Annotated in this window: 20 protein-coding genes and 1 tRNA gene; 5 read left to right on the plus strand and 16 right to left on the minus strand. The window is 71.7% G+C overall.

The genetic code is table 11. The annotated features are described in order from the left end of the window. The first annotated feature begins 126 nt into the window (after nt 1–126). The 3 genes from AC0VYM_RS27060 to gad all read left to right on the plus strand — a co-directional run bounded on the left by AC0VYM_RS27060 (nt 127) and on the right by gad (nt 3,456). Nucleotides 127–1,290 (plus strand): sensor histidine kinase, encoded by a 1,164-nt coding sequence (locus tag AC0VYM_RS27060; protein ID WP_475456789.1) that lies wholly within the window; start codon nt 127–129, stop codon nt 1,288–1,290. After that, the gene (locus AC0VYM_RS27065) at nt 1,287–1,976 is read left to right on the plus strand and encodes a response regulator transcription factor (RefSeq protein ID WP_475456791.1); all 690 of its coding nucleotides are present in this window, start codon (nt 1,287–1,289) and stop codon (nt 1,974–1,976) included. Before AC0VYM_RS27060 ends, AC0VYM_RS27065 begins: the two co-directional genes overlap by 4 nt. Before the next feature lie 76 nt (nt 1,977–2,052). Beyond that, nucleotides 2,053–3,456 (plus strand): glutamate decarboxylase, encoded by a 1,404-nt coding sequence (gad, locus tag AC0VYM_RS27070; RefSeq protein WP_475456793.1) that lies wholly within the window; start codon nt 2,053–2,055, stop codon nt 3,454–3,456. On the opposite strand, the gene AC0VYM_RS27075 is transcribed toward gad, so the two are convergent. From AC0VYM_RS27075 to AC0VYM_RS27140, 14 genes are all read right to left on the minus strand, one after another. Then, nucleotides 3,453–5,156: a serine/threonine-protein kinase gene (locus AC0VYM_RS27075; RefSeq protein ID WP_475456795.1), complete on the minus strand. Its 1,704-nt coding sequence runs from the start codon at nt 5,154–5,156 to the stop codon at nt 3,453–3,455. The two genes, gad and AC0VYM_RS27075, sit on opposite strands and share 4 nt — an antisense overlap. Before the next feature lie 243 nt (nt 5,157–5,399). After that, nucleotides 5,400–6,497, minus strand: a complete 1,098-nt coding sequence (locus AC0VYM_RS27080; RefSeq protein ID WP_475456797.1) for a cytochrome P450 family protein — start codon at nt 6,495–6,497, stop codon at nt 5,400–5,402. Continuing rightward, the gene (locus tag AC0VYM_RS27085) at nt 6,494–7,780 is read right to left on the minus strand and encodes a cytochrome P450 family protein (RefSeq protein ID WP_475463265.1); all 1,287 of its coding nucleotides are present in this window, start codon (nt 7,778–7,780) and stop codon (nt 6,494–6,496) included. The genes AC0VYM_RS27080 and AC0VYM_RS27085 overlap by 4 nt, the downstream gene beginning before the upstream one ends. Nucleotides 7,781–8,026: 246 nt before the next feature. Next, nucleotides 8,027–10,315 (minus strand): heavy metal translocating P-type ATPase, encoded by a 2,289-nt coding sequence (locus AC0VYM_RS27090; protein WP_475456799.1) that lies wholly within the window; start codon nt 10,313–10,315, stop codon nt 8,027–8,029. Between the two features lie 17 nt (nt 10,316–10,332). Beyond that, a complete protein-coding gene (locus tag AC0VYM_RS27095) occupies nt 10,333–10,536 on the minus strand; it encodes a hypothetical protein (RefSeq protein WP_475456801.1) in 204 nt (67 codons plus the stop codon). Nucleotide 10,537: 1 nt separating this feature from the next. Beyond that, on the minus strand, nt 10,538–10,747 hold the full coding sequence (locus AC0VYM_RS27100) for a heavy-metal-associated domain-containing protein (RefSeq protein WP_475456803.1): 210 nt from the start codon (nt 10,745–10,747) through the stop codon (nt 10,538–10,540). Nucleotides 10,748–11,205: 458 nt separating this feature from the next. Then, nucleotides 11,206–11,805 (minus strand): N-acetyltransferase family protein, encoded by a 600-nt coding sequence (locus tag AC0VYM_RS27105; RefSeq protein WP_475456805.1) that lies wholly within the window; start codon nt 11,803–11,805, stop codon nt 11,206–11,208. Between the two features lie 235 nt (nt 11,806–12,040). Next, a complete protein-coding gene (locus tag AC0VYM_RS27110) occupies nt 12,041–13,540 on the minus strand; it encodes an alanine/glycine:cation symporter family protein (RefSeq protein ID WP_475456807.1) in 1,500 nt (499 codons plus the stop codon). 129 nt (nt 13,541–13,669) lie between these two features. Continuing rightward, nucleotides 13,670–13,957, minus strand: a complete 288-nt coding sequence (locus AC0VYM_RS27115; protein ID WP_475456809.1) for a GNAT family N-acetyltransferase — start codon at nt 13,955–13,957, stop codon at nt 13,670–13,672. A gap of 111 nt (nt 13,958–14,068) precedes the next feature. Continuing rightward, nucleotides 14,069–15,007, minus strand: coding sequence for a DUF5996 family protein (locus AC0VYM_RS27120; protein WP_475456811.1), 939 nt, complete (start codon nt 15,005–15,007; stop codon nt 14,069–14,071). 54 nt (nt 15,008–15,061) lie between these two features. After that, complete coding sequence (gene narI, locus AC0VYM_RS27125) at nt 15,062–15,820, minus strand: respiratory nitrate reductase subunit gamma (protein WP_475456813.1); 759 nt, start codon at nt 15,818–15,820, stop codon at nt 15,062–15,064. Continuing rightward, the gene (narJ, locus tag AC0VYM_RS27130) at nt 15,817–16,623 is read right to left on the minus strand and encodes a nitrate reductase molybdenum cofactor assembly chaperone (RefSeq protein WP_475456815.1); all 807 of its coding nucleotides are present in this window, start codon (nt 16,621–16,623) and stop codon (nt 15,817–15,819) included. The genes narI and narJ overlap by 4 nt, the downstream gene beginning before the upstream one ends. Further along, nucleotides 16,620–18,407 (minus strand): nitrate reductase subunit beta, encoded by a 1,788-nt coding sequence (narH, locus tag AC0VYM_RS27135; RefSeq protein WP_475456817.1) that lies wholly within the window; start codon nt 18,405–18,407, stop codon nt 16,620–16,622. The genes narJ and narH overlap by 4 nt, the downstream gene beginning before the upstream one ends. Beyond that, complete coding sequence (locus AC0VYM_RS27140) at nt 18,407–22,090, minus strand: nitrate reductase subunit alpha (protein WP_475456819.1); 3,684 nt, start codon at nt 22,088–22,090, stop codon at nt 18,407–18,409. The genes narH and AC0VYM_RS27140 overlap by 1 nt, the downstream gene beginning before the upstream one ends. A 162-nt stretch (nt 22,091–22,252) precedes the next feature. Here AC0VYM_RS27140 and AC0VYM_RS27145 point away from each other — a divergent pair, with 162 nt between their 5' ends. Continuing rightward, nucleotides 22,253–23,446, plus strand: a complete 1,194-nt coding sequence (locus AC0VYM_RS27145; protein WP_475456821.1) for an MFS transporter — start codon at nt 22,253–22,255, stop codon at nt 23,444–23,446. 3 nt (nt 23,447–23,449) lie between these two features. Here the strand turns inward: AC0VYM_RS27145 and AC0VYM_RS27150 are convergent, their stop codons facing one another. Together AC0VYM_RS27150 and AC0VYM_RS27155 are read right to left on the minus strand one after the other, a co-directional pair. Next, entirely contained in the window at nt 23,450–24,175 is a 726-nt protein-coding gene (locus AC0VYM_RS27150) for an rRNA methyltransferase (RefSeq protein WP_475456823.1), read from the minus strand. A gap of 68 nt (nt 24,176–24,243) precedes the next feature. Next, nucleotides 24,244–24,318, minus strand: a tRNA-Asp gene (locus AC0VYM_RS27155). A 98-nt stretch (nt 24,319–24,416) separates the two neighbouring features. On the opposite strand from AC0VYM_RS27155, the gene AC0VYM_RS27160 reads away from it, so the two are divergent. Beyond that, entirely contained in the window at nt 24,417–24,824 is a 408-nt protein-coding gene (locus tag AC0VYM_RS27160) for an RNA-binding S4 domain-containing protein (protein ID WP_475456825.1), read from the plus strand. The last annotated feature ends 2 nt before the right edge of the window (nt 24,825–24,826 follow it).

A 24,826-nucleotide genomic window follows, 5' to 3' on the forward strand; every position in this document is an offset into this window, starting at 1 on the left:
CCCCTCCGGCGGATCGGCCGCGGGGGTGGTCCCCGCACGACCAAAGTAGCGTCCCGCGCGGCCTTCGGTATCGAGTCCGCCCCGTCCCCCCACCTGCGCGGCCTCCACTCCCTAGACTCCGAGACGATGAACGAGACGACCTCCTCCCGGCAGCGGTACCGGCGCGGCGCGCGGGACTGGGTCGTGGACACCCTGATGTTCCTGACCGCCCTGGGCTTCGGGCTCCTGGGCGCGGTGACCCTGCCCGGTGAACCCCCGCCCCCGACCCCGCCCGACCCCCTGCGCGTCACCGAGCAGCTGGTCGCCCTGGCCTGCTGCGCGTCCCTGTGGTGGCGGCGCCGCTGGCCGGTGGGGATCGCGGTGGGCCTGGTCGTGGTCTCCGGGGTGTTCCCGCTGGCCGGAGGGGCGATGCTCGTCGCCCTGTTCTCCCTGTGCGTCCACCGCCCTCCCAGGGTGGGGCTCACGGTGCTCGGTCTGAGCTTCCTCTCCTCCTACGTGGGCGCCCTGGTCCACCCCGACCCGTACGGGACCCCCGTGGTGACCACGTTCCTGCTGGGCGCGGTGTTCCAGGGAGCGGCCGCCGGGTGGGGCCTGTCGGTGCAGCACCGGCGCCAGCTGTTCGACTCACTGCGGGAGCGGGCCGCGCACGCCGAGGCCGAGGCGCAGCTGCGCGCCGAGCAGGCCCAGCACCGGGTCCGCGAGTCCATCGCCCGGGAGATCCACGACGTCCTGGGGCACCGGCTGTCGCTGCTCAGCGTGCACGCTGGCGCCCTGGAGTACCGGCCGGACGCCCCCGCCGAGGAGGTCGCCCGGTCCGCCGGGGTGATCCGGGAGAGCGCGCACCAGGCCCTCCAGGACCTGCGCGAGGTGATCGGCGTGCTGCGCGCCCCGGTGGGCGAGCTCCCCCAGCCCACCATGGCCGACCTGGCCCAGCTGGTGGCCGAGGCCGGGGACACCGGAGCCGGGGTGGACTTCGTGGAGGAGTACTCGGGCGAGGTCCCCGAGCGCACCGGGCGCGCGGCGTACCGGATCGTCCAGGAGGGGCTGACCAACGCCCGCAAGCACGCGCCCGGCGCCCGCACGTCCGTGCGGATCTCCGGGTCCCCGGGCCGGGGGCTGAACGTGGAGGTGGGCAACGGACCCGCCGTCCGCGCCCCGGAGGCGCCCGGGGGCGGTCAGGGCATGGTCGGCCTGACCGAGCGGGTCTCCCTCGCCTCCGGCCGCCTGGAGTACGGCCCGACCGCCGGTGGTGGCTGGCGCCTGTCCGCCTGGCTACCGTGGCCCTCATGAGCGAAACGGAGCGGGACGTGGACCGTCGGATCGGTGTGGTGATCGTCGACGACGACGCCCTGGTGCGGGTCGGCCTGGTGATGATGATGGGCGGCGCCCCGGACGTGCGCGTGCTCGCGGAGGCCGAGGACGGGGCGGCGGTCCAGGAGCTCGTCGAGCGGCACGCCCCGGACGTGGTCCTGATGGACATCCGCATGCCCACGGTGGACGGGCTGACCGCCACCGAGAGGCTGCGGGCGCTGCCCGACCCGCCGGAGGTGCTGGTGCTCACCACCTTCGACGCCGACGAACACGTGCTGCGCGCCCTCCGGGCGGGGGCGGCCGGGTTCCTGCTCAAGGACACCCCGCCGGAGGAGATCGTGGAGTCGGTCCGGCGGGTGGCCCGGGGGTTCCCCGTGCTGTCCCCGAACGTCACGCGGCGGCTGATGGACCGGGTCGCCCAGAGCGACCAGGGAGGGCGCGCGGACCGGGCCCGGGCCCGCCTGTCACTGCTGAACGCGCGGGAGACCGAGGTTGCGGTGGCGGTGGGCGAGGGGCGGTCCAACGCGGACATCGCCGCGCGGCTGTTCCTGAGCGTGCCGACGGTCAAGACCCACGTGTCGAGTGTCCTGACCAAGCTGGACCTGAACAACCGCGTGCAGATCGCCCTCCTCGTGCACGACGCCAGACTCATCGACGAGGGCTGACCCCGCGCGGGTCCTCCCCGCTCATCGGGGTTCCGGATCGCATACTGGTGACCGGTCACGGTGACAGGGGGGATCGATGGGCGATCACGAGGGCGACGCGGACGTCTACGCGGAGCGGCTGATGCGCCACGGCGCACCCAAGGAGGGCTTCCCCCGGCGGGGCACCGAGGCGCGGGTGGCCTACCAGCTGGTCCACGACGAGCTCATGCTCGACGGCGTCTCCCGGATGAACCTCGCCACCTTCTGCACCACCTGGGTGGAGCCCGAGGTGCACCGGCTCATGGACGAGTCGCTCGACAAGAACATGATCGACAAGGACGAGTACCCGCAGACGGCGGAGCTGGAGAAGCGCTGCGTGCGCATGCTGGCCGACCTGTGGCACTCCCCCGACCCGGCCGGGGCCCCGGGCACCTCCACCACCGGCTCCAGCGAGGCCGCCATGCTCGGCGGCCTGGCGGCCAAGTTCGCCTGGCGCCGGCGCCGCGCGGCGGAGGGCAAACCCGCCGACCGGCCCAACCTCGTCTGCGGTCCGGTCCAGGTGTGCTGGGAGAAGTTCGCCCGCTACTTCGACGTCGAGCTCCGCCAGGTCCCCCTGCGCGGCGACCGGTACCTGATGGAACCGGACGACGTCGACCGCCACTGCGATGAGAACACCATCATGGTGGTCTGCAACTTCGGTCAGACCTTCACCGGGCTGTTCGAGGACGTCCGGGGCATCGCCGCCGCCCTCGACCGGTTCGAGGAGCGCACCGGCCACGACATCCGCATCCACGTGGACGGCGCCAACGGCGCGTTCGTGGCCCCGTTCTCCAACCCCGACCTGGTGTGGGACTTCCGGCTGCCCCGGGTCCGCTCCGTCAACGCCTCCGGGCACAAGACCGGCCTGGCCCCGCTCGGCGCGGGCTGGGCGGTCTGGCGCACCGCCGAGGACCTGCCGGAGGACCTCGTGTTCCAGGTCAACTACCTGGGCGGGACCGAGGCCACCTTCAGCCTGAACTTCTCGCGCCCCGGCGGGCAGGTGATCTCGCAGTACTACGACTTCGTCCGTCTGGGCCACGAGGGCTACCGGCTCGTGCACGGGGCCCAGCTGGAGACCGCGCGGCACCTGGCCGAGCGGGTGGCCGCGATGGGCCCGTTCGAGATCATCCACGGCGGCGACCCGGACCGGGGCATCAGCGCCGTGGCGTGGCGGATGGTCGGCGACGAGCCCTTCACCCTGTACGACCTGGCGGACCGCCTGCGCACCCGGGGCTGGCTGGTCCCGGCCTACCCGCTGCCCGCCGACCGCCAGGACGAGGTCATCCAGCGCGTACTGGTGCGGCACGGTTTCAGCCACGACATGGCCGACCTGTTCCTGGCCGACCTGGAGCGCGCGATCGAACACCTGCGCGGCCACCCGCCCACGCCCTCGCTCACGCGGGACGAGGCGGGCGGCTTCAACCACGGCGCCGGTTCGGCCGTCCTGCCCCCGGGCTCCTAGGAGGCGGGCTCGAAGGACTCGGAGATGCGGTCGAGGAGTTCGTGGTTGTAGTCCTGCTCGTCGGCGCTCACCAGGAACAGGGCGTATCCGACGTCCTCGGTGTGGAAGCCTCGGTTGATGGCGTGCATCTCGCCGTCGCGGCCGCTGAAGGTGAACTCCCAATCGGCGGCGCTGACGTAGTCGTCGGCCCAGGCCGTGTCCACGTCCTCGATACCGATCAGCGAGTAGCCGGAGAAGTTCTGACGGCCGGTCGGCTCGAAGTCACGCCAGTCGTCACCGGCGTCGTCGTTGGGGTTGGCCGTCTGGTCGACCAGCAGGTAACCGCCGTCCGGGTTGCGGAAGTAGACCATGTGGCCCTGGCGGTCGACCTCCCAGTTCCCGGGGACGTCCACGGAGAAGCCGCTGGAGTCCTCGTGGCGGTCGAGGAAGTCCCACTGGTCGTCCTCCTGCTCCTCCTCTTCCTCCGCCGCCTCCTCGTCCGCGCCGTCCCCGCCCTCGGCGGGGGTCTCGGAGCCCTCCTCGGCGGGATCCTCCTCCGGGGCGCCTCCGGCGGCCTGTTCCTCACTGGAACCGGCCAGCCCGGCGTCGGCGTCGTCCGAACGGTTCATGCTGACGAACAGCGTGGTCGCGCCGACCGCCAGCAGCAGGACGACGGCGGCCGCCGCGACCAGCAGCGTCCGGCCCCGTGATCCGGCCGTGTGCTCCCGGGGGCGCCGGGGGATGTCGGCGAGCGGCGGCGCGGGTGCGGGAGCGGCCTCGGCGGCGCCGACCGCGCGGTGCGCGGTGCCCTGGTCGGTGACCCGGTTCCCTTCCGAGGGGTCCTCCGGAGCCGGTCCCAGGGAGGGAACCAGCATGGTGGTGCTCGTCGAACCGGAGTCCCGGATCTCCCGCAGGAGGGCACGGACCTCGTTGACCGACGGCCGGTCCTCGGGCCGCTTCTCCGTGAGGGCCTCCAGGACCGGACGGAGCGCGCCCGCGTTGGGGGTCTCCGGGAGGTCCTGGGTGACGATGGCGGTCAGGGTGGCCATCGGGGTGGGGCGGTCGAACGGCAGCGCGCCCTCCACCGCCTGGTAGAGGGTGATGCCCAGCGCCCACATGTCGGAGGCGGGGGTGGCCGCGCGGCCGTGCGCGATCTCCGGGGCGAGGTAGCTCGGTGACCCGATCAGCAGTCCGGTGCTGGTCAGGTGGGTGGAACCGTCCAGGTGGGCGATGCCGAAGTCGGTGAGGACGGCACGGTCGTTCCCGGCGATGAGGACGTTGCCGGGCTTGATGTCGCGGTGCACGATGCCGCGGTCGTGCGCCTCGGCCAGACCGGCGGCCATCTGCTCACCGACGTTGGCGGCGCGGGGGACCTCCAGCGCGCCCTCGTCCTTGATGAGGTCCCCGAGGGAGGGCCCCCGGACGAGCTCCATCACGATCCACGGGCGGCCGTCCTCCTCGGCCACGTCGAACACGGTGATGATGGAGGGGTGGCTGAGCTGGGCGGCGCTGCGGGCCTCGCGGATCATGCGGGTGCGCAGGACGTCGACCTCGTGCGGGGGCAGGCTCGGCGGCGTGGTCAGCTCCTTGACCGCGACCGGGCGGTCCAACAGGGTGTCCGTGCCGCGCCAGACCCGGCCCATGCCGCCCGCGCCGATGACCTCGTCCAGGCGGTACCGGTTGACCAGGACACGGCCGGGGTCGGATTCCGAACTGTTCATGTGCGCGCGATCCTCTTCGGGGGAGGGGGCCTTCCGTGGGAGGAGGGCGGGACAGGGCAGGGGGTCGTCGGGAGGAGGTCGGGGGGACCCTGCCGAGTCTAGGAGGCGGGACCCGCTCCTCGGTGCTCTCCCGGAGGTGCCAACCCCGTTGCCGTCGGTCACACATCCCCCGGAATCATCCCTGACATGCGCGAATCCCGCCGGGGCCACCGGGGTGACCTCCGACGGGATCGAGGGGCAGGGTCAGCGCAGCCGGACCGGGAGGGCCTCGACCCCGGAGGCGATGATCGACGGGGCCGGGACCAGGTCGGCGTCGTCCACCGCCACGTCCAGGTCCGGGAAGCGCGCGAACAGGCGCGGCAGCACCTCGTTCACCTCCATCCGGGCCAGGCTCGCCCCCAGGCAGTAGTGGCGGCCGTGGGAGAAGGACAGGTGCGAGCTGTCCTCACGGGTGACGTCGAACTCCTCGGAGGTGGGCCCGTGGCGCGCGTCGTCCCGGCTGGCCGAGCCGTAGCCGAGCAGGAGCGGTTCGCCCTTGGGGACCGGCACCCCCGCCAGTTCCAGGTCCTCCGTCGTGTAGCGCATCGGCACGTACTGGCCGGGCGGGTCCCAGCGGAGCACCTCCTCGACGGCCCTGGACCACTCCACCTTTCCCGCCACGACCAGGTCGAGCTGGTCGCGGTGGTTCGTGAGCGCCCGCACCGCGTTGGAGATCAGGTTCATCGTGGTCTCGTATCCGGCGCTGATGAACAGCACCAGGTTCCAGATGAGCTCGTCCTCGGTGAGCCGGTCCTCCTCGTCGCGGGCGGCGATGAGGGCGGTGGTCAGGTCGTCGCCGGGCGCGGCGCGCTTGGTCTCCACCAGTTCGGTGAGCACGCCCCACAGCTCGAAGAAGGTGGCCATCGCCTCCTCGGGGGTGACGCTCTGGTCGAAGAAGACGCCGACCGGCCCGTGCAGCCGGGGCCGCGTCGCCTCGTCCACCCCGAACAGCTCGCTGATCACGGTGAGCGGCAGCGGCTGGGAGACGACGGCGCGCAGGTCCACGACCCCGTCCGGGCTCTCCTCGGCCGCCCTCTCCAGGTCGTCCAGGAGCGACTCGACGATGGCGACGACCCCCTCGCGGAGCAGTTCGACCCGGCGCGGGGTGAAGGCCTTGGAGACCAGCCGACGCAGACGGGTGTGGTCCTCACCGTCCTTGGACAGCATGTTCTCGTTGATGATCCACGAGATCAGCGGCCAGTCCGCCGGGATCTCCCCGGCGTTGAAGGCGGTCCAGTACTTCTTGTCCTTCTGCACGCGCGGGTCGGCCAGGGCCGCGCTGACGGCCTCGTGGGTGGTCACGACCCACGCGTCAACCTCACCAGGAAGGCGGACAGGGACGACAGGGGCGATCTTCCGGAGGTGGGTGCTCTGCGCGCGGAGGTTTCCGGGCGCGAGTCTGACGCGGTCCATGGAGTTCCTTCGACGGGGGTGGGGGGCGGGGGGATCTGGGGGGTGAACTGCACGGGAAGGGTGACGGGGATCCAGGACAGGGCGGACAGCTGCCAGCGCAGGTCCTCCGGCGGCACCTCCACCCTGAGCCCCGGCAGGCGGTCGAGGAGGGTGCGCAGCGCGACCATCGTGATCGTGGTGGCCTCCTCGCGCGCCGGACAGCGGTGCGGCCCGGCGCCCCAGGCCACGTGGGCCCGGTTGCGGGACTCCTCCATCCGCTCGGCGTTCTCCTCCACGTAGAAGCGGTTGGCCGCGGCGAAGCCCAGCAGGATCGGGGCACCCGCCTCGATGGTGCGGCCGCCGCCGAGCGGCACGTCCACGCGCGGGTAGATGACGGGGTAGTTGGTGATGGGCGGGTCGCGCCACAGCACCCGGTCGACGATGTCGGCCAGCATCGTCGGGGAGGGCGCGCGGTCGGTCGGAGCGTTGGGGTCGGCCAGGACCTCGCGCACGCCCGCGTTGATGAGGTTGGCGGTCGGCTCGTTGGCGGCGGCGACCACCAGCAGGAGCTGCATGATCACCTCCTCGTCGGTGAGCGCGGCGCGGTGCCGGATCAGGCGGGTGGTGACGTCGTCGCCGGGTTCGCGGTGTTTGGCGGTGACCACCTCGGAGAGCGCCAGTTCGGCCTGGGAGTTGGACCGCTCGGTGTCGACCCCCAGCCACAGGTTGCGCATGGCCTCGACGAAGCGCACGCCCTGGTCGCGGTCGAACCCGAACAGCTCGTTGATGACGAGGAGCGGGAGCATCCGGGCGTACTCGTTGAGGACGTCGGCCCGGCCGCGCTCGCAGAACTGGTCGATGAGCCCGTTGGCGTAGCGGGCGGTGACCTCGACCCAGCGGTCGGAGCTGATCGCGCCGAGGCTGTCCGTGATCGCCCTGCGGTAGCGCTGGTGCTCGGTCCCGTCCACGAAGAGCGCGTTGGGGCGGGGGGCCATCATGGGCAGGACCGCCGCGTCGGCGCTGACGCGGCCCTCGTGGAAGTCCTTCCACAGGCGGGCGTCGTGCCCGAACGTGGTGGTGTCCCGCGACCACGCGATGAGGGTGGTGTAGTCGGTGACGAGCCACCCGTGCACACCGGGTTCGAGCTCCACCGGGACCACCGGTCCGTGCTCGGCGCGCATGCGTTCGTACACGGCGTAGGGGTCGGGTCGCGCTTCGTGGTGGTACAGCTTCGCGCGGGGGCATCCAGATGTCACGGGAGGGACCTCGGCTGTGCGGGGGCGGCTGCGGAGCGGACGTCCTCTCTCGTGTTCGGTTGGGGGACGACAACGCGCGGGCGGGCCGCCCGGATCGACGCGGAGCCCCACAGGGGGTGGGACTCGGCGCAACCCTAGCGGCCCGCCCGCGATGGATGCGAGACCTGCGTCACATTGCCACTACTAAGTGTCGATCTGACCGGTTCCGGTCAGTGGACGGAACCGGCGCAACCGCTGACTGTTCGTCACCACGAACACGCTCGACAGCGCCATCGCCGCCCCGGCGAGCATCGGGTTGAGCAGGCCCATCGCGGCCAGGGGCAGCGCCGCGGTGTTGTAGGCGAAGGCCCAGAACAGGTTGCCCTTGATGGTGCCGAGCGTGCGCCGGGACAGCCGGACCGCGTCGGCGGCCGCCCGCAGGTCCCCCCGGACCAGGGTGAGGTCGCTGGCCTCGATGGCGACGTCGGTGCCGGTGCCCATGGACAGCCCCAGGTCGGCCTGGGCGAGCGCGGCGGCGTCGTTGACCCCGTCACCGACCATCGCCACCGTGCGGCCCTCGGACTGGAGCCGGGTGACCACGTCCACCTTGTCCTTGGGCAGGACCTCCGCGATGACCTCGTCGATGCCCACCTCGGCGGCGACCGAGCGGGCCACGGCCTCGTTGTCGCCGGTCAGCAGGATCGGGGTGAGCCCGAGGTCGCGGAACTGGCGCACCGCCTCGGCGCTGGTCGGCTTGACGGTGTCGGACACCACCAGCACGCCCCGGGCCCGTCCGTCCCAGCCGACCGCGACGGCGGTGCGGCCCTCGGCCTCGGCGGCCCGCATGGCCCGGGTCAGGTCGTCGGTCAGGGGCTGGGACCACTCCTCCAGGAGGGCCGCCCGGCCCACGAGGACGGCGTGGCCCTCCACGACGCCCTGCACGCCCAGGCCCTCGACGTTGGCGAAGTCCTCCGGGACGGGCAGGTCCCCGACCCGCGCCACGGCCCCCGTGGCGACGGCGCGGGCGATCGGGTGTTCGGAGGCGTTCTCCAGGGCGCCCGCCAGGCGCAGGACCTCGGCCTCGTCCTCCCCCTCGGCGACGGTGACCCCGGCCAGGGCCATCTTGCCGGTGGTGACGGTGCCGGTCTTGTCCAGCACCACGGTGTCCACCCGCCGGGTGCTCTCCAACACCTCGGGGCCCTTGATCAGGATGCCCAGCTGGGCACCGCGCCCGGTGCCCACCATGAGGGCCATCGGGGTGGCCAGGCCGAGGGCGCAGGGGCAGGCGATGATCAGCACGGCCACGGCGGCGGTGAAGGCAGCCCCGGCCGGGTCGCCGGTGCCGAGCCAGAAACCGAGGGCGGCGACGGCGATCATGATGGCGACGGGGACGAACACCCCGGACACCCGGTCGGCGAGCCGCTGCACGGCGGCCTTGCCGTTCTGGGCGTCCTCGACCAGGCGCGCCATCTGCGCGAGCTGGGTGTCGGAGCCGACCCGCGAGGCCCGCACGACCAGGCGGCCGCCGGCGTTGACGGTGGCGCCGACCACGGCGGAGCCGGGCGCCACCTCGACCGGGACGGACTCGCCGGTGAGCATGCTCATGTCGACGGCTGAGGTGCCCTCCTCCACGGCGCCGTCCGTGGCGATCTTCTCGCCGGGGCGGACCACGAACCGGTCACCGACCGCGAGCTGGTCCACGGGGACCAGTTCCTCACGGGCGGCGGCGCCCGTGCCGCGCAGCACGGCGACCTCCTTGGCGCCCATCTCCAGCAGCGCGCGCAGCGCGGCCCCCGCGCGCCGCTTGGAGCGCGCCTCGAAGAACTTGCCGAGGAGGATGAAGGAGGTGACGCCCGCCGCGACCTCCAGGTAGACGTTGCCCGACCCGTCGGTGCGGGCGATGGTGAACTCGAAGGGGTGGGTCATGCCCGGGGTTCCCGCCGTGCCCAGGAACAGGGCGTAGAGGGACCACAGGAAGGCCGAGGTGACGCCCAGGGACACCAGGGTGTCCATGGTGGCGGTGCCCAGCCTGAGGTTCTTCCACGCGGCGACGTGGAAGGGCAGCGCGCCCCAGACCACGACCGGCGCGGCCAGCGCGAGCGAGGCCCACTGCCAGTAGGTGAACTGGAGCGCGGGGACCATCGCCATCGCGATGACGGGGACGGACAGCACGATGGAGACCAGGGCGCGGTTCCACAGGGCCTGGGTGGGGTCGGCCGGTTCGGACGCCCCGGCGGCGGCCTCGGGGTCGGTCCGGGGCACGGCGGCGGTGTAGCCCGCCTTCTCGACCTGGGTGACCAGTTCCTCGACCGGGATCGCCGCGCCCTCGAAGGTGACGCGGGCCTTCTCGGTCGCGAAGTTGACGGTGGCGGTGACACCCTCCAACTTGTTGAGGCGCTTCTCCACCCGGTTGGCACAGGCCGCGCAGGTCATCCCGCCGATCGCCAGTTCCACCGGCTCCACCGCGGCGGACGCCGTCTTGCTGCTACTCATATGCCGCTCCAGGATGGTTAGTGGTCGACGCCGTCGTCGACGCGGTCCCGCTCGGTGCCGTCGTGGTCCTGTTCGGCGGGGACCGGGAACTCCACGCTCTCCGCGTGCCCTCCGGTCTGGTCCGGCAGGACGGGGCCGACCAGCGTGCCGGCCCCGAACGCCGCGACGAACACGACCACGAGACCCACCGCGTACAGCGCGAGCTTCGTGGTCACACCCATGTCAGCTCGCCACCTCGTACCCGGCCTCGTCGATCGCGGCGCGCACGGCCGCGTCGTCGATCTGGCTCTCGCCGGTGACGGTGACCTTCTTGCTCTCCAGGTCGACCTGCACGTCGGTGACTCCGGAGACCCCGCTGACCTCCTCGGTGACCGAGTTGACGCAGTGTCCGCAGCTCATGCCCTCGACGGTGTAGACGGCGGTGCTGGCCATTCCTGCCTCCTGGTGGGTTCTGCCGCGCCGGTGCGCGGACTCGCGTTCCAACGAGGCCCAATATACCCCCCTGGGGTATGCATCTGTCAAACACCGGCGACGCCTCGACTCGGAACGCGCAGCCCAGCTTACCCCAGGGGGGTACCAAGCGCCGATCAAACCCCTGCCACGAGCGGGCAGGCGCACGCGAAGGGGCCCCCGCGACGCACGCGGGGACCCCTTGGATCATCGGACACCCCGGGGCCGCCACGACGGCGACACACCCGCGCTGACCGGGAGAAGTCGTGTTCCGGATACCCTCCCCCCGTTTGTCGGCCACCGCCTGGGGCGGCCGGAGGAGGAAAGGGACGGAAGGGGGGACGTGGGGGACGGGGGACTCAGGGGGACGGGGGAACGTGGGGGACGGGGGACCCAGGGGGGGGACGGGGGAACGTGGGGGACGGGGGAACGTGGGTGGGCTACTCGGCCTTGAGCTCCAGCCGGGCCACCACCCGCTCACTCAGGTGGTGCCCCTCCAGCGTGAAACCGGCCCTGCGGAACATCTCGACCGTGCCGGTGTAGACCTCGGCACTGGGGGCGCGCCCGCCCGCCGTGTCCACGGGGTAGGCCTCCAGGACCCTCCCCCCGCCCGCGCGGGCGTACTCGATCGCGCCGTCCAGCAGACGGCTGCCCATCCCGCGCTTGCGCCTGCGCGGCGGCAGCCAGAAGCACACCAGGGACCACACCCCGGGTTCGTCGGGATCGGCGGGACGCAGCGTCCGCGAGCGGGACAGGCGGATGAAGTCCTCCCGCGGAGCGACCGAGACCCAGCCGCAGGGGCCGTCCCCGTCATAGGCGATCAGCCCCGGAACCCGTCCGTCCAGGGTCAGTCGACGCAACTCCTCCTTGTTGTCCAGACCCCGCGTGGACCGGTCGCAGGACACGCTCGCCGTGTGGTCCTTGGCGCGTCTTCGGAAGAACGTGCACCAGCAGTGCCCGTACGCTCCGGTCGGTCCGAACAGGTTCTCCAGGTCATCCCACCGCTCGGCGGTGGCGGGCTCGATTGAGACGATGGACATCGGACTCCCTCGCGAGGCACAACTCTGACCGCCACAACTGTGATCCAGCACACTAGCGATGATCCGCGGTGACCGAAAGAACACGGATGCCTGAAAGCTCCTACCGTTAGGGATTTGTGTGCTTTCGGGAGTGAACCAAGTGCCGTCTGAGCCGTCTGGGGCCCCTGGGAAACAACGCGGGGGCGCGCCCGAACCGCTCGGACGCGCCCCCCGTCAGCCCCCCGTCAGCCCCCGGTCAGGAGGAGAGGCCCTCCTTCTCCCGGGCCTCGGCGTCCTCGGCCGGCTCCCAGCACTCCACCCCGCGCACGTCCGGCATCCGGTCCCTGGTGAAGACCGGGTCCAGCCCCTGCTTGCGCTGGTCCGTGTAGTCCTTGAGCAGACGGCAGGCGATCACCGTCAGCGGGGCGATGGCGATCAGGTTGACCAGTGCCATCAGGCCCATCGTGGTGTCGGCCAGCGTCCAGATCAGGTCGATCGACCCCAGCGAACCCAGGAAGGTGGCGACGAGGAAGACCACCTTGTAGCCGAACAGCACGTTCCCGTTGCCGGTCAGGTACTCGACGTTGGACTCGCCGTAGTAGTAGTTGCCGAGCACCGAGGTGAACGCCACCAGGAAGATGATGAGCGTCATCAGGTGCATCGCCCAGGGCCCGAGCATGGCCATCAGGGCCATCTGGGTGAGGTCGCCCTCCATGGTGCCGTCGAGGGTCCCCTGGTAGCCGAGCAGGACGATGAAGGCGGTCACCGAGCAGACCACCAGGGTGTCCACGTAGACGCCGAGGGTCTGCACCAGGCCCTGCTTGACCGGGTGCGTGACCGAGGCGCTGGCCGCCGCGTTCGGCGCGGAACCGAGACCGGCCTCGTTGGAGAACATGCCCCGTCGGACGCCCTGGATGATCACCACGCCCAGAGCGGCGGCGGCGAACTCGCCCAGGCCGAACGCGTTCTGGATGATCGAGGCGAACATGCCCGGCACGAGCTGCCAGTTCAGCGCCATGACGATCAGGCCGATGACGATGTAGAGCCCGGCGAAGAAGGGGATCAGCGCCTGCGCGGTGTTGGCGATCCGGCGGACGCCGCCGAAGATCACCAGGGCGGTGAGGACCACCAGCAGGGCGCCGACGACCACGGAGAACACCAGGTTGGTCTCCGCGCCCAGCTCACCCGCCGAGTTGGCGATCGTGTTGGTGATGGTGTTGCTCTGCACCGCGTTGAACACCATCGGGAAGGTGATGATGAGGATGACCGCGAAGACCACGGCGAGCCAGCGCTGCCCCAGCCCGCGCTCGATGTAGTAGGCGGGCCCACCCCGGTACCCGGCCGAGTGGCGGACCTTGTACAGCTGCGCGAGCGTGGACTCCACGAAGCTCGCGGCGCACACCACCAGGGCCATCACCCACATCCAGAAGACCGCTCCGGGGCCTCCCAGGGAGATGGCGATCGAGACGCCGATGATGTTGCCCGTGCCGATCCGCGCGGCGGCCGAGATGAAGAAGGCCTGAAGCGAGGAGACGGCCTTCTTGCCGTCGGGCGCGACCTCGGGCTTGCTCTTCAGCACCCGGAACATCTCCGGGAACATCCGGAACTGCACGAGGCCGCTCCGGAGGGTGATGTAGACACTCACCACGATCAGGAGCGGGATCAGGACCCAGGCCCAGAAGAAGTCGTCGTTGAACGTGCCGATCGCGTCCGTGACGCGGGCATCGAGGGTGGGTACTGCGTCTGCCAGTAGCACGGGGGTGGGGCTCCTTCGCTCCAAACGAGGACAACCGCCGACCCATGCCCCGGAAAGGGCACGAAACACCATCCGGGCCGCACTGTACCCGGATGGTGATACTTCCGTTATTCGGTTGTCCCGGTCGTATCAGCCCTCGTGAACGAGGTCCGCGTACTCCGGGTTGCGCTTGAGGAAGGCCCGCGCGAAGGGGCAGACGGGCACGATCCTCAGCCCCCGCTCCCGGATCTCGTCCAGGGACCGGCGCATGAGCTCACTGGCCACGCCCCTGCCCTCGAAGGCGGACTCGACCTCCACGTGCGGAAGGGCCAGGACCCCCTCGGATATGAGGTGGTAGGCGGAGAAGCCGACCACCCTGCCGTCGGCGCTCACCTCGTAGCGGGATCGTTCCGGCACGTCGACGACGGACAACTCCATGGCCACTTCCCCTGCCTCGTGCGTGTCACACGCGCGTGGTGCGCGCGTCGTGGGCCCCACAGGATGTCATGTTCCCTGCCGGACCCACCCGCGTACACCCTCCCGAGGAGGTCAGTGCCCCGCCAGGTGGGGGTCGGTGACCCCGCCCGGACAGGCCATGGCGTCCACGTCCCACCCCAGCCGCCCCGCCCCGGCACGGTAGGCGCTCTCCAGGAACCCGAGGACCGCCGCCCGGCGGTCGGGCTGCTCGCGGACGTCGGCGTAGCGCAGCAGCGCCAGGTGCCCCTGCCCGCTCGTCCGCCACTCCGCCTCGACGGGGCTGAGCGGCTCCTCGGTGAGCCCTTCCGGCTCGGGCGCCGCGTAGGCGTAGAAGCAGGGTTCGGGCACGGCGTCGTCGCCGAACCAGAACCCGAAGCTGACCACCTCACGCGAGTAGGCCTCGCGCACCAGGCCGCCCGCACTCTCCGGCTGCCGGATCCGGTGCGGCGAGAACCGGGTGACCGCGATGTCGAACGTGTGCCAGAAGTGGTGCACCGGGCTGGTCTTGCCGGAGAAGGACGACGCGAACTCCTCCAGCACCAGGTTCACCTGACTCAGGATCCGCCAGTACCGGTTGGCGTGCTCGGGCACGTACGTGGCGTGCTGATGGTCCGTCACGAAGGGGCGGCCGGAGTCCGGGAGGTCGAAGGGGGTGGCCCGGGGGATGCTGCCGTCCACCCCCAGGCTGTCCAGGGCCGACTGGAACTGGAGGTAGAACGAGGCCACGCTGTGTCCCTGGAGCGGGAAGGTCGCGGTGTGCCCCTCCAGGTTCGACGCCACCAGTTCGTGTCGGACGAAGTCGAAGTCCACGGTGAAGACCGGGTTACCGTCCACCAGCCCCATCGGACGGGACGTCACACCGCTGCCGGTCAGGTGGAAGGGCACGTTCCACCAGTGGTTGCGGCGCGGGCTGTGGGCCAGCCGGACCTTGCCGACGATCTGCTCGAAGCGGTGCAGGGTCTGCTTGGTGTCGTACCACTCGTCGAGCGGGAACGCGGGGAACAGCTCCATGATGACGGTTCTCCTGGTCGGTTCACATGGGCGGCGCGGCGTGGAACGGCCGGTTCACCAGCCCCGACGGGCGGTCCGCACGGCCTGCCCGGAGGCGGGCGAGTGCGGGTCGCGCGTGCGGTAGAGGACGTAGGGACGGAACAGGTAGCCGACGGGCGCGCTGAAGGCGTGCACGAGCCGGGTGAACGGCAGGAGCGCGAACAGGGCCAGGCCCATCAGCGCGTGCAGCTTGTAGGGCGCCTCGGCGGCCGCCATCGCGGCGACGTCCGGACGCAGGATCCAGATCGACCGGAACCACGGCGACACCGTCTCCCGGTAGTCGCCGGAGTGCCCGCCCGCGAGCGCCACCCCGGCGAAGTGGACGGTCATGCCCAGACCGGTCACGATCGCCAGCACCAGGACCACGTACATGAGCTTGTCGTTGCGGGTGGTGGCGCTGAAGACCGGTCCGGTGGTGCGCCTGCGCCAGATGAGCAGGGTGATCCCGGCGAGCGTGCACACGCCCGCCACGATCCCCATCGACAGCGCGGTCACGTGGTACGCGGTGTCGGAGACCCCCAGCGCCCTGGTCCACGTGTCCGGGACCAGCAGGCCCACCACGTGCCCGACGATCACCACGAGCAGGCCGAAGTGGAAGAGCGGGCTGCCGATCCGCAGCAGCCGGGACTCGTACAGCTCCGACGAGCGGGTGGTCCAGCCGAACCGGTCGTAGCGGTGGCGCCAGACCAGCCCGCCCACCACGAGCACCAGCACCACGTAGGGCAGCACGCCCCACAGGACGAGGTCCACCGGCCCGGTCGTCCCGGGGTTCACCGCGGTCGCCTGGTCACGTCGGTCAGGGGCAGCGGGACCCGGGGGCGCGCGCCGTAGGGCTCCATGCCCACGTCCTCGGCGGGCGGACCCTCCTGGGCGAGCAGGCGCACGCGCTCCTCGTCCGCCCGCCGGGGCGCCGGCAGGGTGTACCGGACCGCGTCGACCACCCGCGCGTAGGGCGTTCCGTGCTCCTCCAGGGACCGGGAGAGCAGGTCCAGGCCCGAGCGGAAGTCCACCAGCAGCTCCTGCCCGGCCTCGGCGTCCCCCCGGGCCGCGAACTCCAGCATGACCGCCAGGTGGTCCGGCAGCTCGCGGGCGTGCACCCGCCACCCCGCCTCGCTGTAGACCCGCTTGATCTCGGCGAGCGCGTGGCCACGGCGCCGGGTGTCGCCGTCCGTGTAGTAGGTCATGTGGAGCGCGCGTCGGCGGCGCAGGTCGAACACGTCCACGTAGTGCTCGGCCAGTTCCAGCTCGGGAGTGCTGGAGGCGTGTTCGCAGAACTCCAGCAGCAGTGTCCGGGACTGGCTCTTCGGGAGCTCGGCGGCGGCGCGCGCGGCCAGCGGGAGCCGTTCGAAGAAGAGGGCGTCCGGGTAGCCGAGCAGGACCGACGCCGCCTGGTGGGTGACCGCCCGGGCGTGCGCCCTGCGTGTGGCCCGGCCCGCGCCGAGCCAGCCCGTCCGCCCCGGCCCGTCCGGGTCGCGGCCGTCCTGGCTCGGGATCACCGGACGGGCGCCGAACGCGTCCCCGACCCGACCCTCGCCGGACACGCCGTCCGTGCCGTCGGTGTTGGTGTTGGTGCTCATGGTCGACCCCCTTCGAGCGGCCCGGGGTCCCCGCCCCGCCCGCCGCCGTCGTCGGTACCGCCACCCGGTCGGGGTGGGAAGAGTCCTCTCGGACGACCGTTGCCGTCCCAGTTCAGCAGGTTGACGCGGCCGCCCGTCGCGGGCCCCTCGGGCCCGCCCTCGCCGGTCTGGCGGTCGCGCAGGGCGTGGAAGGTCTCCACCGTGGCCGCGTCCGGGCGCCCTGAGGCCTCACCGAAGGGGACGTCGCCCATCCCGCCCATCCCGGGGCCGCCGTCGAAGTCGAGGCTGCACCCGACCTCCTCGATGACCCCCTTGTCGGCCTCGTCCACCCCGAAGGCCGTCGGCACCACGTAACGCTCGTCGTACCTGGCCAGCGCCAGCAGCCGGTACATGTCCTCGATCTCCGACCCGGTCATCCCGACCGCCTCGGCGATCGACTCGTCGCGCTCCTGGCCGAGGTTGATCCGGCGCATGTACGACCGCATGGCCGCCAGCCGCCGCAGCACGAGGTCCACGGGTCCGGTGTCCCCCGCCGTGAACAGTTCGGCCAGGTACTCGATCGGGATGCGCAGGGCGTCGATGGCCCCGAACAGGTGGTCGGCCTCCTCGCCGTCGTGACCGGTCCTGGTGAGCGCGTCCACCACGGGCGACAGCGGCGGGACGTACCAGACCATCGGCATCGTGCGGAACTCCGGGTGCAGCGGCAGTGCCACCCGGAAGCGCTTGGCCAGGGCGAGGATCGGGGACCGGCCGGCGGACTCCACCCAGCGGTCGGGGACGCCGTCGCGCCGGGCGGCCGCGCGCACGGCCGGATCGGCGGGGTCGAGGAACACGTCCAGCTGCGCCTCGTACAGGTCGCGTTCGTCCTCGACGGCGGCGGCCTCGCCCACCCGGTCGGCGTCGTAGAGCACGACCCCCAGGTACCGCAGGCGCCCCACGCACGTCTCCGAGCAGATGGTGGGCATACCCACCTCCACGCGCGGGTAGCAGAAGGTGCACTTCTCGGCCTTGCCCGTCCTGTGGTTGAAGTAGATCTTCTTGTACGGGCAGGCGGTGACGCACATGCGCCAGCCCCGGCAGCGGTCCTGGTCCACGAGCACGATGCCGTCCTCGACCCGCTTGTACAGCGCCCCGCTCGGGCAGGCGGCCACGCAGGTCGGGTTGAGGCAGTGCTCGCAGATGCGCGGCAGGTAGAACATGAAGGTCTCCTCGAAGGAGAGCTTCACCCTGTCCCCGAGCCTGCGCACGATCGGGTCCTGGGAGGCGAGTTCGGGGCCGCCGCCCAGGTCGTCGTCCCAGTTGGCGCTCCAGCTCACCCGCATGGGCTTGCCGGTGAGCGCCGAGCGCGGGCTGGCCACCGGGAAGTCGTCGCCCAGGGGCGCGTTGGTCAGGGTCTCGTAGTCGTAGGTCCAGGGTTCGTAGTAGTCCTGGATGGAGGGCATCACCGGGTTGGCGAAGATGGTCGCGAGCCGCCTGATCCGGCCGCCCGCGCGCGGCACGAGCCGACCGTCGGGGCGCCGGACCCAGCCGCCCTTCCACCGCTCCTGGTCCTGGTAGGTGCGCGGGTACCCCTGTCCGGGCCGGGTCTCGACGTTGTTGAACCACGCGTACTCGACGCCGCTCCGGTTGGTCCACGCCTGCTTGCAGGTGACCGAGCAGGTGTGGCACCCGATGCACTTGTCGAGGTTCATGACCATGGCGACCTGTGCCATGACCCGGCCGATCGGCCGCCCCGCCGAGTCCCGGGTGGCTCCGCCCGTCCGCTCCCTGCTCCGCCCCGCCATCAGTAACGCACCTCCGTCGTCCGTTTGCGCACGACCGTGACCTCGTCGCGCTGGTTCCCGGTCGGTCCCAGGTAGTTGAAGGCGTACGTGAACTGGGCGTAGCCGCCGATCAGGTGCGTCGGCTTGACCAGCAGGCGGGTGAGCGAGTTGTGGATGCCGCCCCGACGGCCGGTGGTCTCCGTCTTCGGCACGTCGATGGTGCGCTCCTGGGCGTGGTGCATGTACACCGTCCCGGTCGGCATACGGTGCGAGACCACCAGGCGCGCGGCGACGACCCCGTTGCGGTTGACCGCCTCGACCCAGTCGTTGTCGGCCGCCCCGATCGCCTCGGCGTCGGCCACGCTCATCCAGATCGTGGGGCCGCCCCGGGACAGGGTCTGCATGAGCAGGTTGTCCTGGTACTCCGAGTGGATGGACCACTTGGAGTGCGGGGTCAGGTAGCGCACGACCACCTCGCGCTGCCCGGTCGGGCCGATCCGGGGCTCCCCGAAGAGGCGGCCCATGTCCAGCGGGGGCCGGTAGACCGGCAGGGCCTCACCGAACTCGTGCATCCAGTCGTGGTCCAAGTAGAAGTGCTGGCGTCCGGTGAGCGTGTGCCAGGGCTTGTCGTGCTCGACGTTGATGGTGAAGGGCGAGTACCGGCGGTCGGCGGCCTCCTTGCCGGACCACTCCGGGCTGGTGCCCACGGGGGTCGGACCGTGCCGGGCGTCGTCGAAGACCACCCGGCGCCCCTCCGCGTGGTGGATCAGCTCGTCCATGTCGGTGCCGGTGCGCGCGGCCAGCCGCTCGAACCCCTGCGCGGCCAGGCGTCCGTTGCTGGTGCCGGACAGCGCGAGGATCATCTCGCAGGCCTTGACGTCGGTGTCCAGGGAGGGGCGGCCGTCCGCGACCCCGCCGCGCACGGTCCCGTTGCGCTGGCGCAGCCACTCGACCTCCTCGTCGGGGGTGAAGGACACGCCCTTGACGGGCAGCCCCTTCCCCTCGGCCAGGGGGCCGAGCGCCGCGAGCTTCTGGGCCACCGCCGAGTAGTTCCGGCGGACCGGGACGATGTTCGGCATGGTCCTCCCGGGAACCGGCCGCTCCCCCGCCGCCTTCCAGTCCGTCGGCACCCCGTGCGGCTGCGCCAGCTCCCCCTCGGTGTCGTGCTGGTGGGGCACCGCGACGAGGTCGGTGACCTCGCCCAGGTGGTCCGCGGCCAGTTCGCTGAACACCTTCGCCAGCGCGTGGAAGGCGTCGAAGTCGGTGCGGGTCTCCCAGGGCGGGTCGATCGCCGGGTTGAAGGCGTGCACGAAGGGGTGCATGTCCGTGGTGGAGAGGTCGTGCTTCTCGTACCAGGTGGCGGCGGGCAGCACGATGTCGGACAGCAGCGTGGAGCTGGTCATCCGGAAGTCCAGGGTGAGCAGCAGGTCGAGCTTGCCCTCGGGGACCTCCTCCCGCCAGGTCACGTCCTCGGGCCGGTCGTCCGGTCCGGCGGGCTCCGACCGGAGATTGGAGTGCGTGCCCAGCAGGTGCTTCAGGAAGTACTCGTTGCCCTTGGCGGAGGACCCGAACAGGTTGGACCGCCACAGCGTGAGGGTGCGGGGCCAGTTCTTCGGGTCGTCCGGGTCCTCGGCCGCGAACCGGAGCGTGCCGTCCTGGAGCTGGTCGGCCACGTACTCGGCGGGGTCCCTGTTCCGTTCGGCGGCCTCCTTGCCGAGCCGGATCGGGTTGCGGTTGAAGGTCGGGTAGGACGGCATCCAGCCCATGCGGGCGGAGGCCGCCACGAGGTCGGCGGTGTGCTGCCCCCGGACCCGCCCGGGCCCGAGCGGCGACATGAGGGCGTCGGCCCGGTAGGTGTCGTAGCGCCACTGGTCGGTGTGGGAGTACCAGTAGGCGGTCCCGGCCATGAAGCGCGGCGGGCGCGACCAGTCCATGCCCGAGGCGTAGGCGGCCCAGCCGGTGGCCGTGCGGCACTTCTCCTGGCCCACGTAGTGCGCCCAGCCGCCGCCGTTGACCCCCTGGCAGCCGGTGAGCAGCAGCAGGGACAGGAAGGCGCGGTAGGCGTTCTCACCGTGGAACCACTGGTTGGTCCCGGCGCCCAGGACGATCATGGCCCGGCCGCCGCTGGCCTCGGCGGTGTCCGCGAACTCGCGGGCGATGCGCACCGCCCGGTCGGCGGGGACGGAGGTCAGGGCCTCCTGCCAGGCCGGGGTGCAGGCGGCGTCCGGGTCGTCGTACCCGGAGGGCCAGACCCCGGGCAGGCCGGGGCGGGACACCCCGTACTGGGCCAGGACCAGGTCGAACACGGTGGTGACCAGGCGGCCGCCCACCCTGCGGACGGGGACGCCCCGGGTGTCGACCTCGGCCGTGCCGTCGGGGGTGTCGAAGCGGGGAAGGGCGACCTCCGCCGCCTCGGCCCCCTCCGCGTAGAAGGTGAGTTCGGGGACGCGGCCCTCCAGGTCGAGGTTCCACTTCCCCGCACCGTCCTCGCCCCAGCGGTGGCCGACGGTGCCGTTGGGGGCGACCGGCCTGTCCTCCCCCTCCGGCCAGAACACGGGCTTCCAGTCGGGGTTGGCCCCGTCCGTGTTGTCGGGCAGGTCCGAGGCGGTGAGGAACTTGCCGGGCACGAACCGGCCGTCCCTGCGGTCCAGGGCCACGAGGAAGGGCAGGTCCGTGTAGGTGCGCGCGTACTCGGTGAACCGCGGGGTGGGTCGCTCGACGAAACGCTCCCTGAGGATCACGTGCCCCATGGCCATCGCCAGGGCGCCGTCCGTGCCCGGGTGCGGTGCCAGCCACTCGTCCGCGAACTTGGCGGCGTCGTTGAAGTCCGGGGCGACCACCACGACCTTCTGGCCCCGGTAGCGGGCCTCGGCCATCCAGTGGGCGTCCGGGGTGCGGGTCACCGGGACGTTGGAACCCCAGAGCACCAGGTAGGCGGCGTCCCACCAGTCCCCGGACTCGGGGACGTCGGTCTGGTCACCGAACACCTGCGGGGAGGCCACCGGCAGGTCCGCGTACCAGTCGTAGAACGACAGCATCGAGCCGCCGAGCAGGTTGACGAACCGGGCGCCCACGCCGTGGGAGACCATCGACATCGCGGGGATGGGCGAGAACCCGGCGATCCGGTCGGGGCCGTACTCCCTGATCGTCAGGACGTGTGCGGCCGCCGCGATCTCCAGGGCCTCCTCCCAGGTGGTGCGGACCAGGCCGCCCTTGCCCCGCGCCCGCTGGTAGCGGCGGCGCCGCTCGGGGTCGGTGGTGATCTCCTCCCACGCCAGGACCGGGTCGCCCAGCCGCTCGCGCGCCTCCCGGTACATCTCCACGAGCACGCCGCGCGCGTAGGGGTAGCGCACCCGGGTCGGAGAATACGTGTACCAGGAAAAGGCGGCGCCGCGCGGACAACCCCGGGGTTCGTACTCGGGGCGGTCCGGACCGACCGACGGATAATCCGTCGCCTGGGTTTCCCAGGTGATGATTCCGTCTTTGACATAAACATCCCAGGAACAGGATCCGGTGCAGTTCACGCCGTGCGTGGAACGCACCACCCGGTCGTGGCTCCAGCGGTCCCGGTAGAACACGTCACCTTCACGCCCACCGTGTCTGACCTGGGCACGGTCCCCGTCCAGGGACTCCGAACGGGTCAGGTAGTTTCCCAACCGGAGAAGGCTGTCGCCCGCTCCCGTGCGTTTACTCCGTGCCGCCATAAGGAAAACACCTCGTTTGCCCGACCGTTGCCCGGAGCACGGAGTCAAAGCCCAGCTCCGACCACATTCCGTTAATGAATATGCCTGTTCCGGCACGGATGTCACGTTTCCCACACCGCAGGGGGCGACAATCGCCGCAGACCGACTGACGAAGGAGCCGTAATGCGTGCGGAAGCTGGGGAGCGGACGACCCGTTCCGGAACCGCGGGCGGCAACCTCGCCCTGGCCACGGCGGCGTTCGCGCTGACCTTCTGGGCCTGGAACCTGATCGGCCCGCTGTCACGGAGCTACAGCGAGGACCTGGGCCTGACGCCCACGCAGACGTCGATCCTGGTGGCCTTCCCCGTGCTGGTGGGCTCTCTGGGGCGTATCCCGGTGGGCACCCTGACCGACCGCTACGGCGGCCGGGTGATGTTCACGGCCGTCTGCCTGCTCAGCATCGTCCCGACCCTCCTGGTCGGGCTGTCCGCGAACTCGTACCCCATGCTGCTGGTCTGGGGCTTCTTCCTCGGGATCGCGGGCACCTCCTTCGCCATCGGCATCCCGTTCGTCAACGCCTGGTACCAGGCCGACCGGCGCGGGTTCGCCACGGGCGTGTTCGGCGCGGGCATGGGCGGCACCGCGCTGTCGGCCTTCCTGACCCCGCGCCTGGTGGAGGCGTTGGGCGTGTTCACCACCCACCTGCTCATGTGCGTGGCCCTCGCCGCGATGGCCGCCGTCATGTGGTTGTTCGCCCGGAACTCACCCGAGTGGAGTCCGCGGACCGAACCCGCCCTGCCCCGCCTGCGCGAGGCGCTGGGCCTCAGGGCCACCTGGCAGGCCTCGGCGCTCTACGCGCTGGTGTTCGGCGGCTTCGTGGCCTTCTCCACCTACCTGCCGACCCTGCTGACCACCGCCTACGACTTCGCGCAGACCGACGCGGGCATGCGCACCGCCGGGTTCGCCGTGGCGGCGGTCGTCGCCCGTCCGGTCGGCGGCGTCCTCTCGGACCGGATCGGACCGGTGAGGGTCTGTCTGATCTCCTTCTTCGGCACGTGCGCCTTCGCCGTCGTCCTCGCGCTGCACCCGCCGGCGGAGTTCCCGGCGGGGCTGTCGTTCGTGCTGATCGCGCTGACCCTGGGCCTGGGCACCGGCGCGGTGTTCGCCCTGGTCGCCAAGCTCGTGGACCCGTCCCGCGTGGGTACGGTCACCGGCCTGGTGGGCGCCGCCGGAGGCCTCGGCGGCTACTTCCCGCCGCTGCTCATGGGCGTGGTGTACCAGGCCACGGGCGCGTACACGCTGGGCTTCGTGCTGCTCGCCGTGGTCGCGCTGGTCGTGGCGCTGTACACGACGCGGGCCTTCCGCGACGTCACCTGAGGTTCACAGCGCCGCGAGGTCCCGGGCGCGGACCAGGACCGCCGACCGGTTGCCGACCTTCACCCGTTCCAGCGCCCGTACGCCCTCCGGCAGCGGCACCCGGCGGGTCCGCGCCGTCACGACCACCACCGCGCTCCGGGGCAGGACCCTCCCCATCGAGGCGAGCAGCGCCCGGATCGGGTCGTCGGGGACGCTCCCCTCCCAGTGGGTCATCTCCCCGTAGGGGACGTCCGTGATCACGAGGTCCGCGTCCACGGGGTCGGCGGCCGTGAAGACGTCGGCCACCCCGGACTCGTGCGGGAGGTCGCCGCCCATGGCGGCCAACCCGGCGGCCAGGTCGCGGGCGGCCTCGGCCCGCTCCACGAACGCCACCCGGCCGAAGTCCCGGGCCGAGCGGCGCAGCTCCCGCTCCCGCTCGGCCAGGCCCTCGGCGGTCAGCAGCTCCAGGTTGCGCGCGGCGATCCCCACCGCGTCACCGTCCACGTCCGTGGCGCGCACGTGTGTGAGCCGGTCGCGGTGGAGCAGCCCCAGCACGGCCACCAGATAGCCGCTGCCGCAGCAGGGGTCCCACAGCCGCACCCGGTCGCCCTCCACGTGCACCATCGCCCGCTGGAGGAGCTCACTCGCCAGTCTCACGGGGAACCCCGGGTATCCGGGCGCGGACCGCAACACCTGCCCGCTCGCCAAGGCCGAGTGGTCCGCACGCTCGGTGGCGTACCGGTAGCTCACAACTGTCCCCCCTGTCACCCAGACAACGACGAAGGCCCGGTGTCTGGGACACCGGGCCTTCGATGATGCGGTCCTGACGGGATTTGAACCCGCGGCCTCCACCTTGACAGGGTGGCGAGCACTCCTAACTGCTCCACAGGACCTCGTTGCAAGAACAACTCTAGCGCGACTTTGGAGCACTTCGTACCGAGGTCGACCTAGAGTGGCTCACGACGCACCCGAACCCGTGAGAGGACCCCGCGTGAGCGACTCGTCCGCCCCCCTTCCCTCCGGCCCCGACTCCACGCGGGTCGACCGTTGGCTGTGGGCGGTACGCCTCACCAAGACCCGCGCCGACGCCGCTCAGGCCTGCCGCGGAGGGCACGTGCGCGTCAACGACCGCCCCGCCAAACCCGCCATGGCGGTGAAGGTCGGCGACCAGATCAGGGTGCGCCTGCACGGCACCACACGGATCGTCGACGTGAGCCACGTCATCGTGAAGAGGGTCGGCGCCCCGGTCGCGGCCCGCTGCTACGTGGACCGCACCCCGGCGCAGCCGCCGCAGGCCACCGCCCCGGTGATCCGCCGGGACCGCGGCGCGGGCCGCCCCACCAAGCGGGACCGCCGCCAACTGGACCGGCTCCGCACGGAGTTCCCACCCCAGGCCTGAAA

The sequence above is a fragment of the Nocardiopsis sp. iso_237 genome, assembly GCF_056173345.1.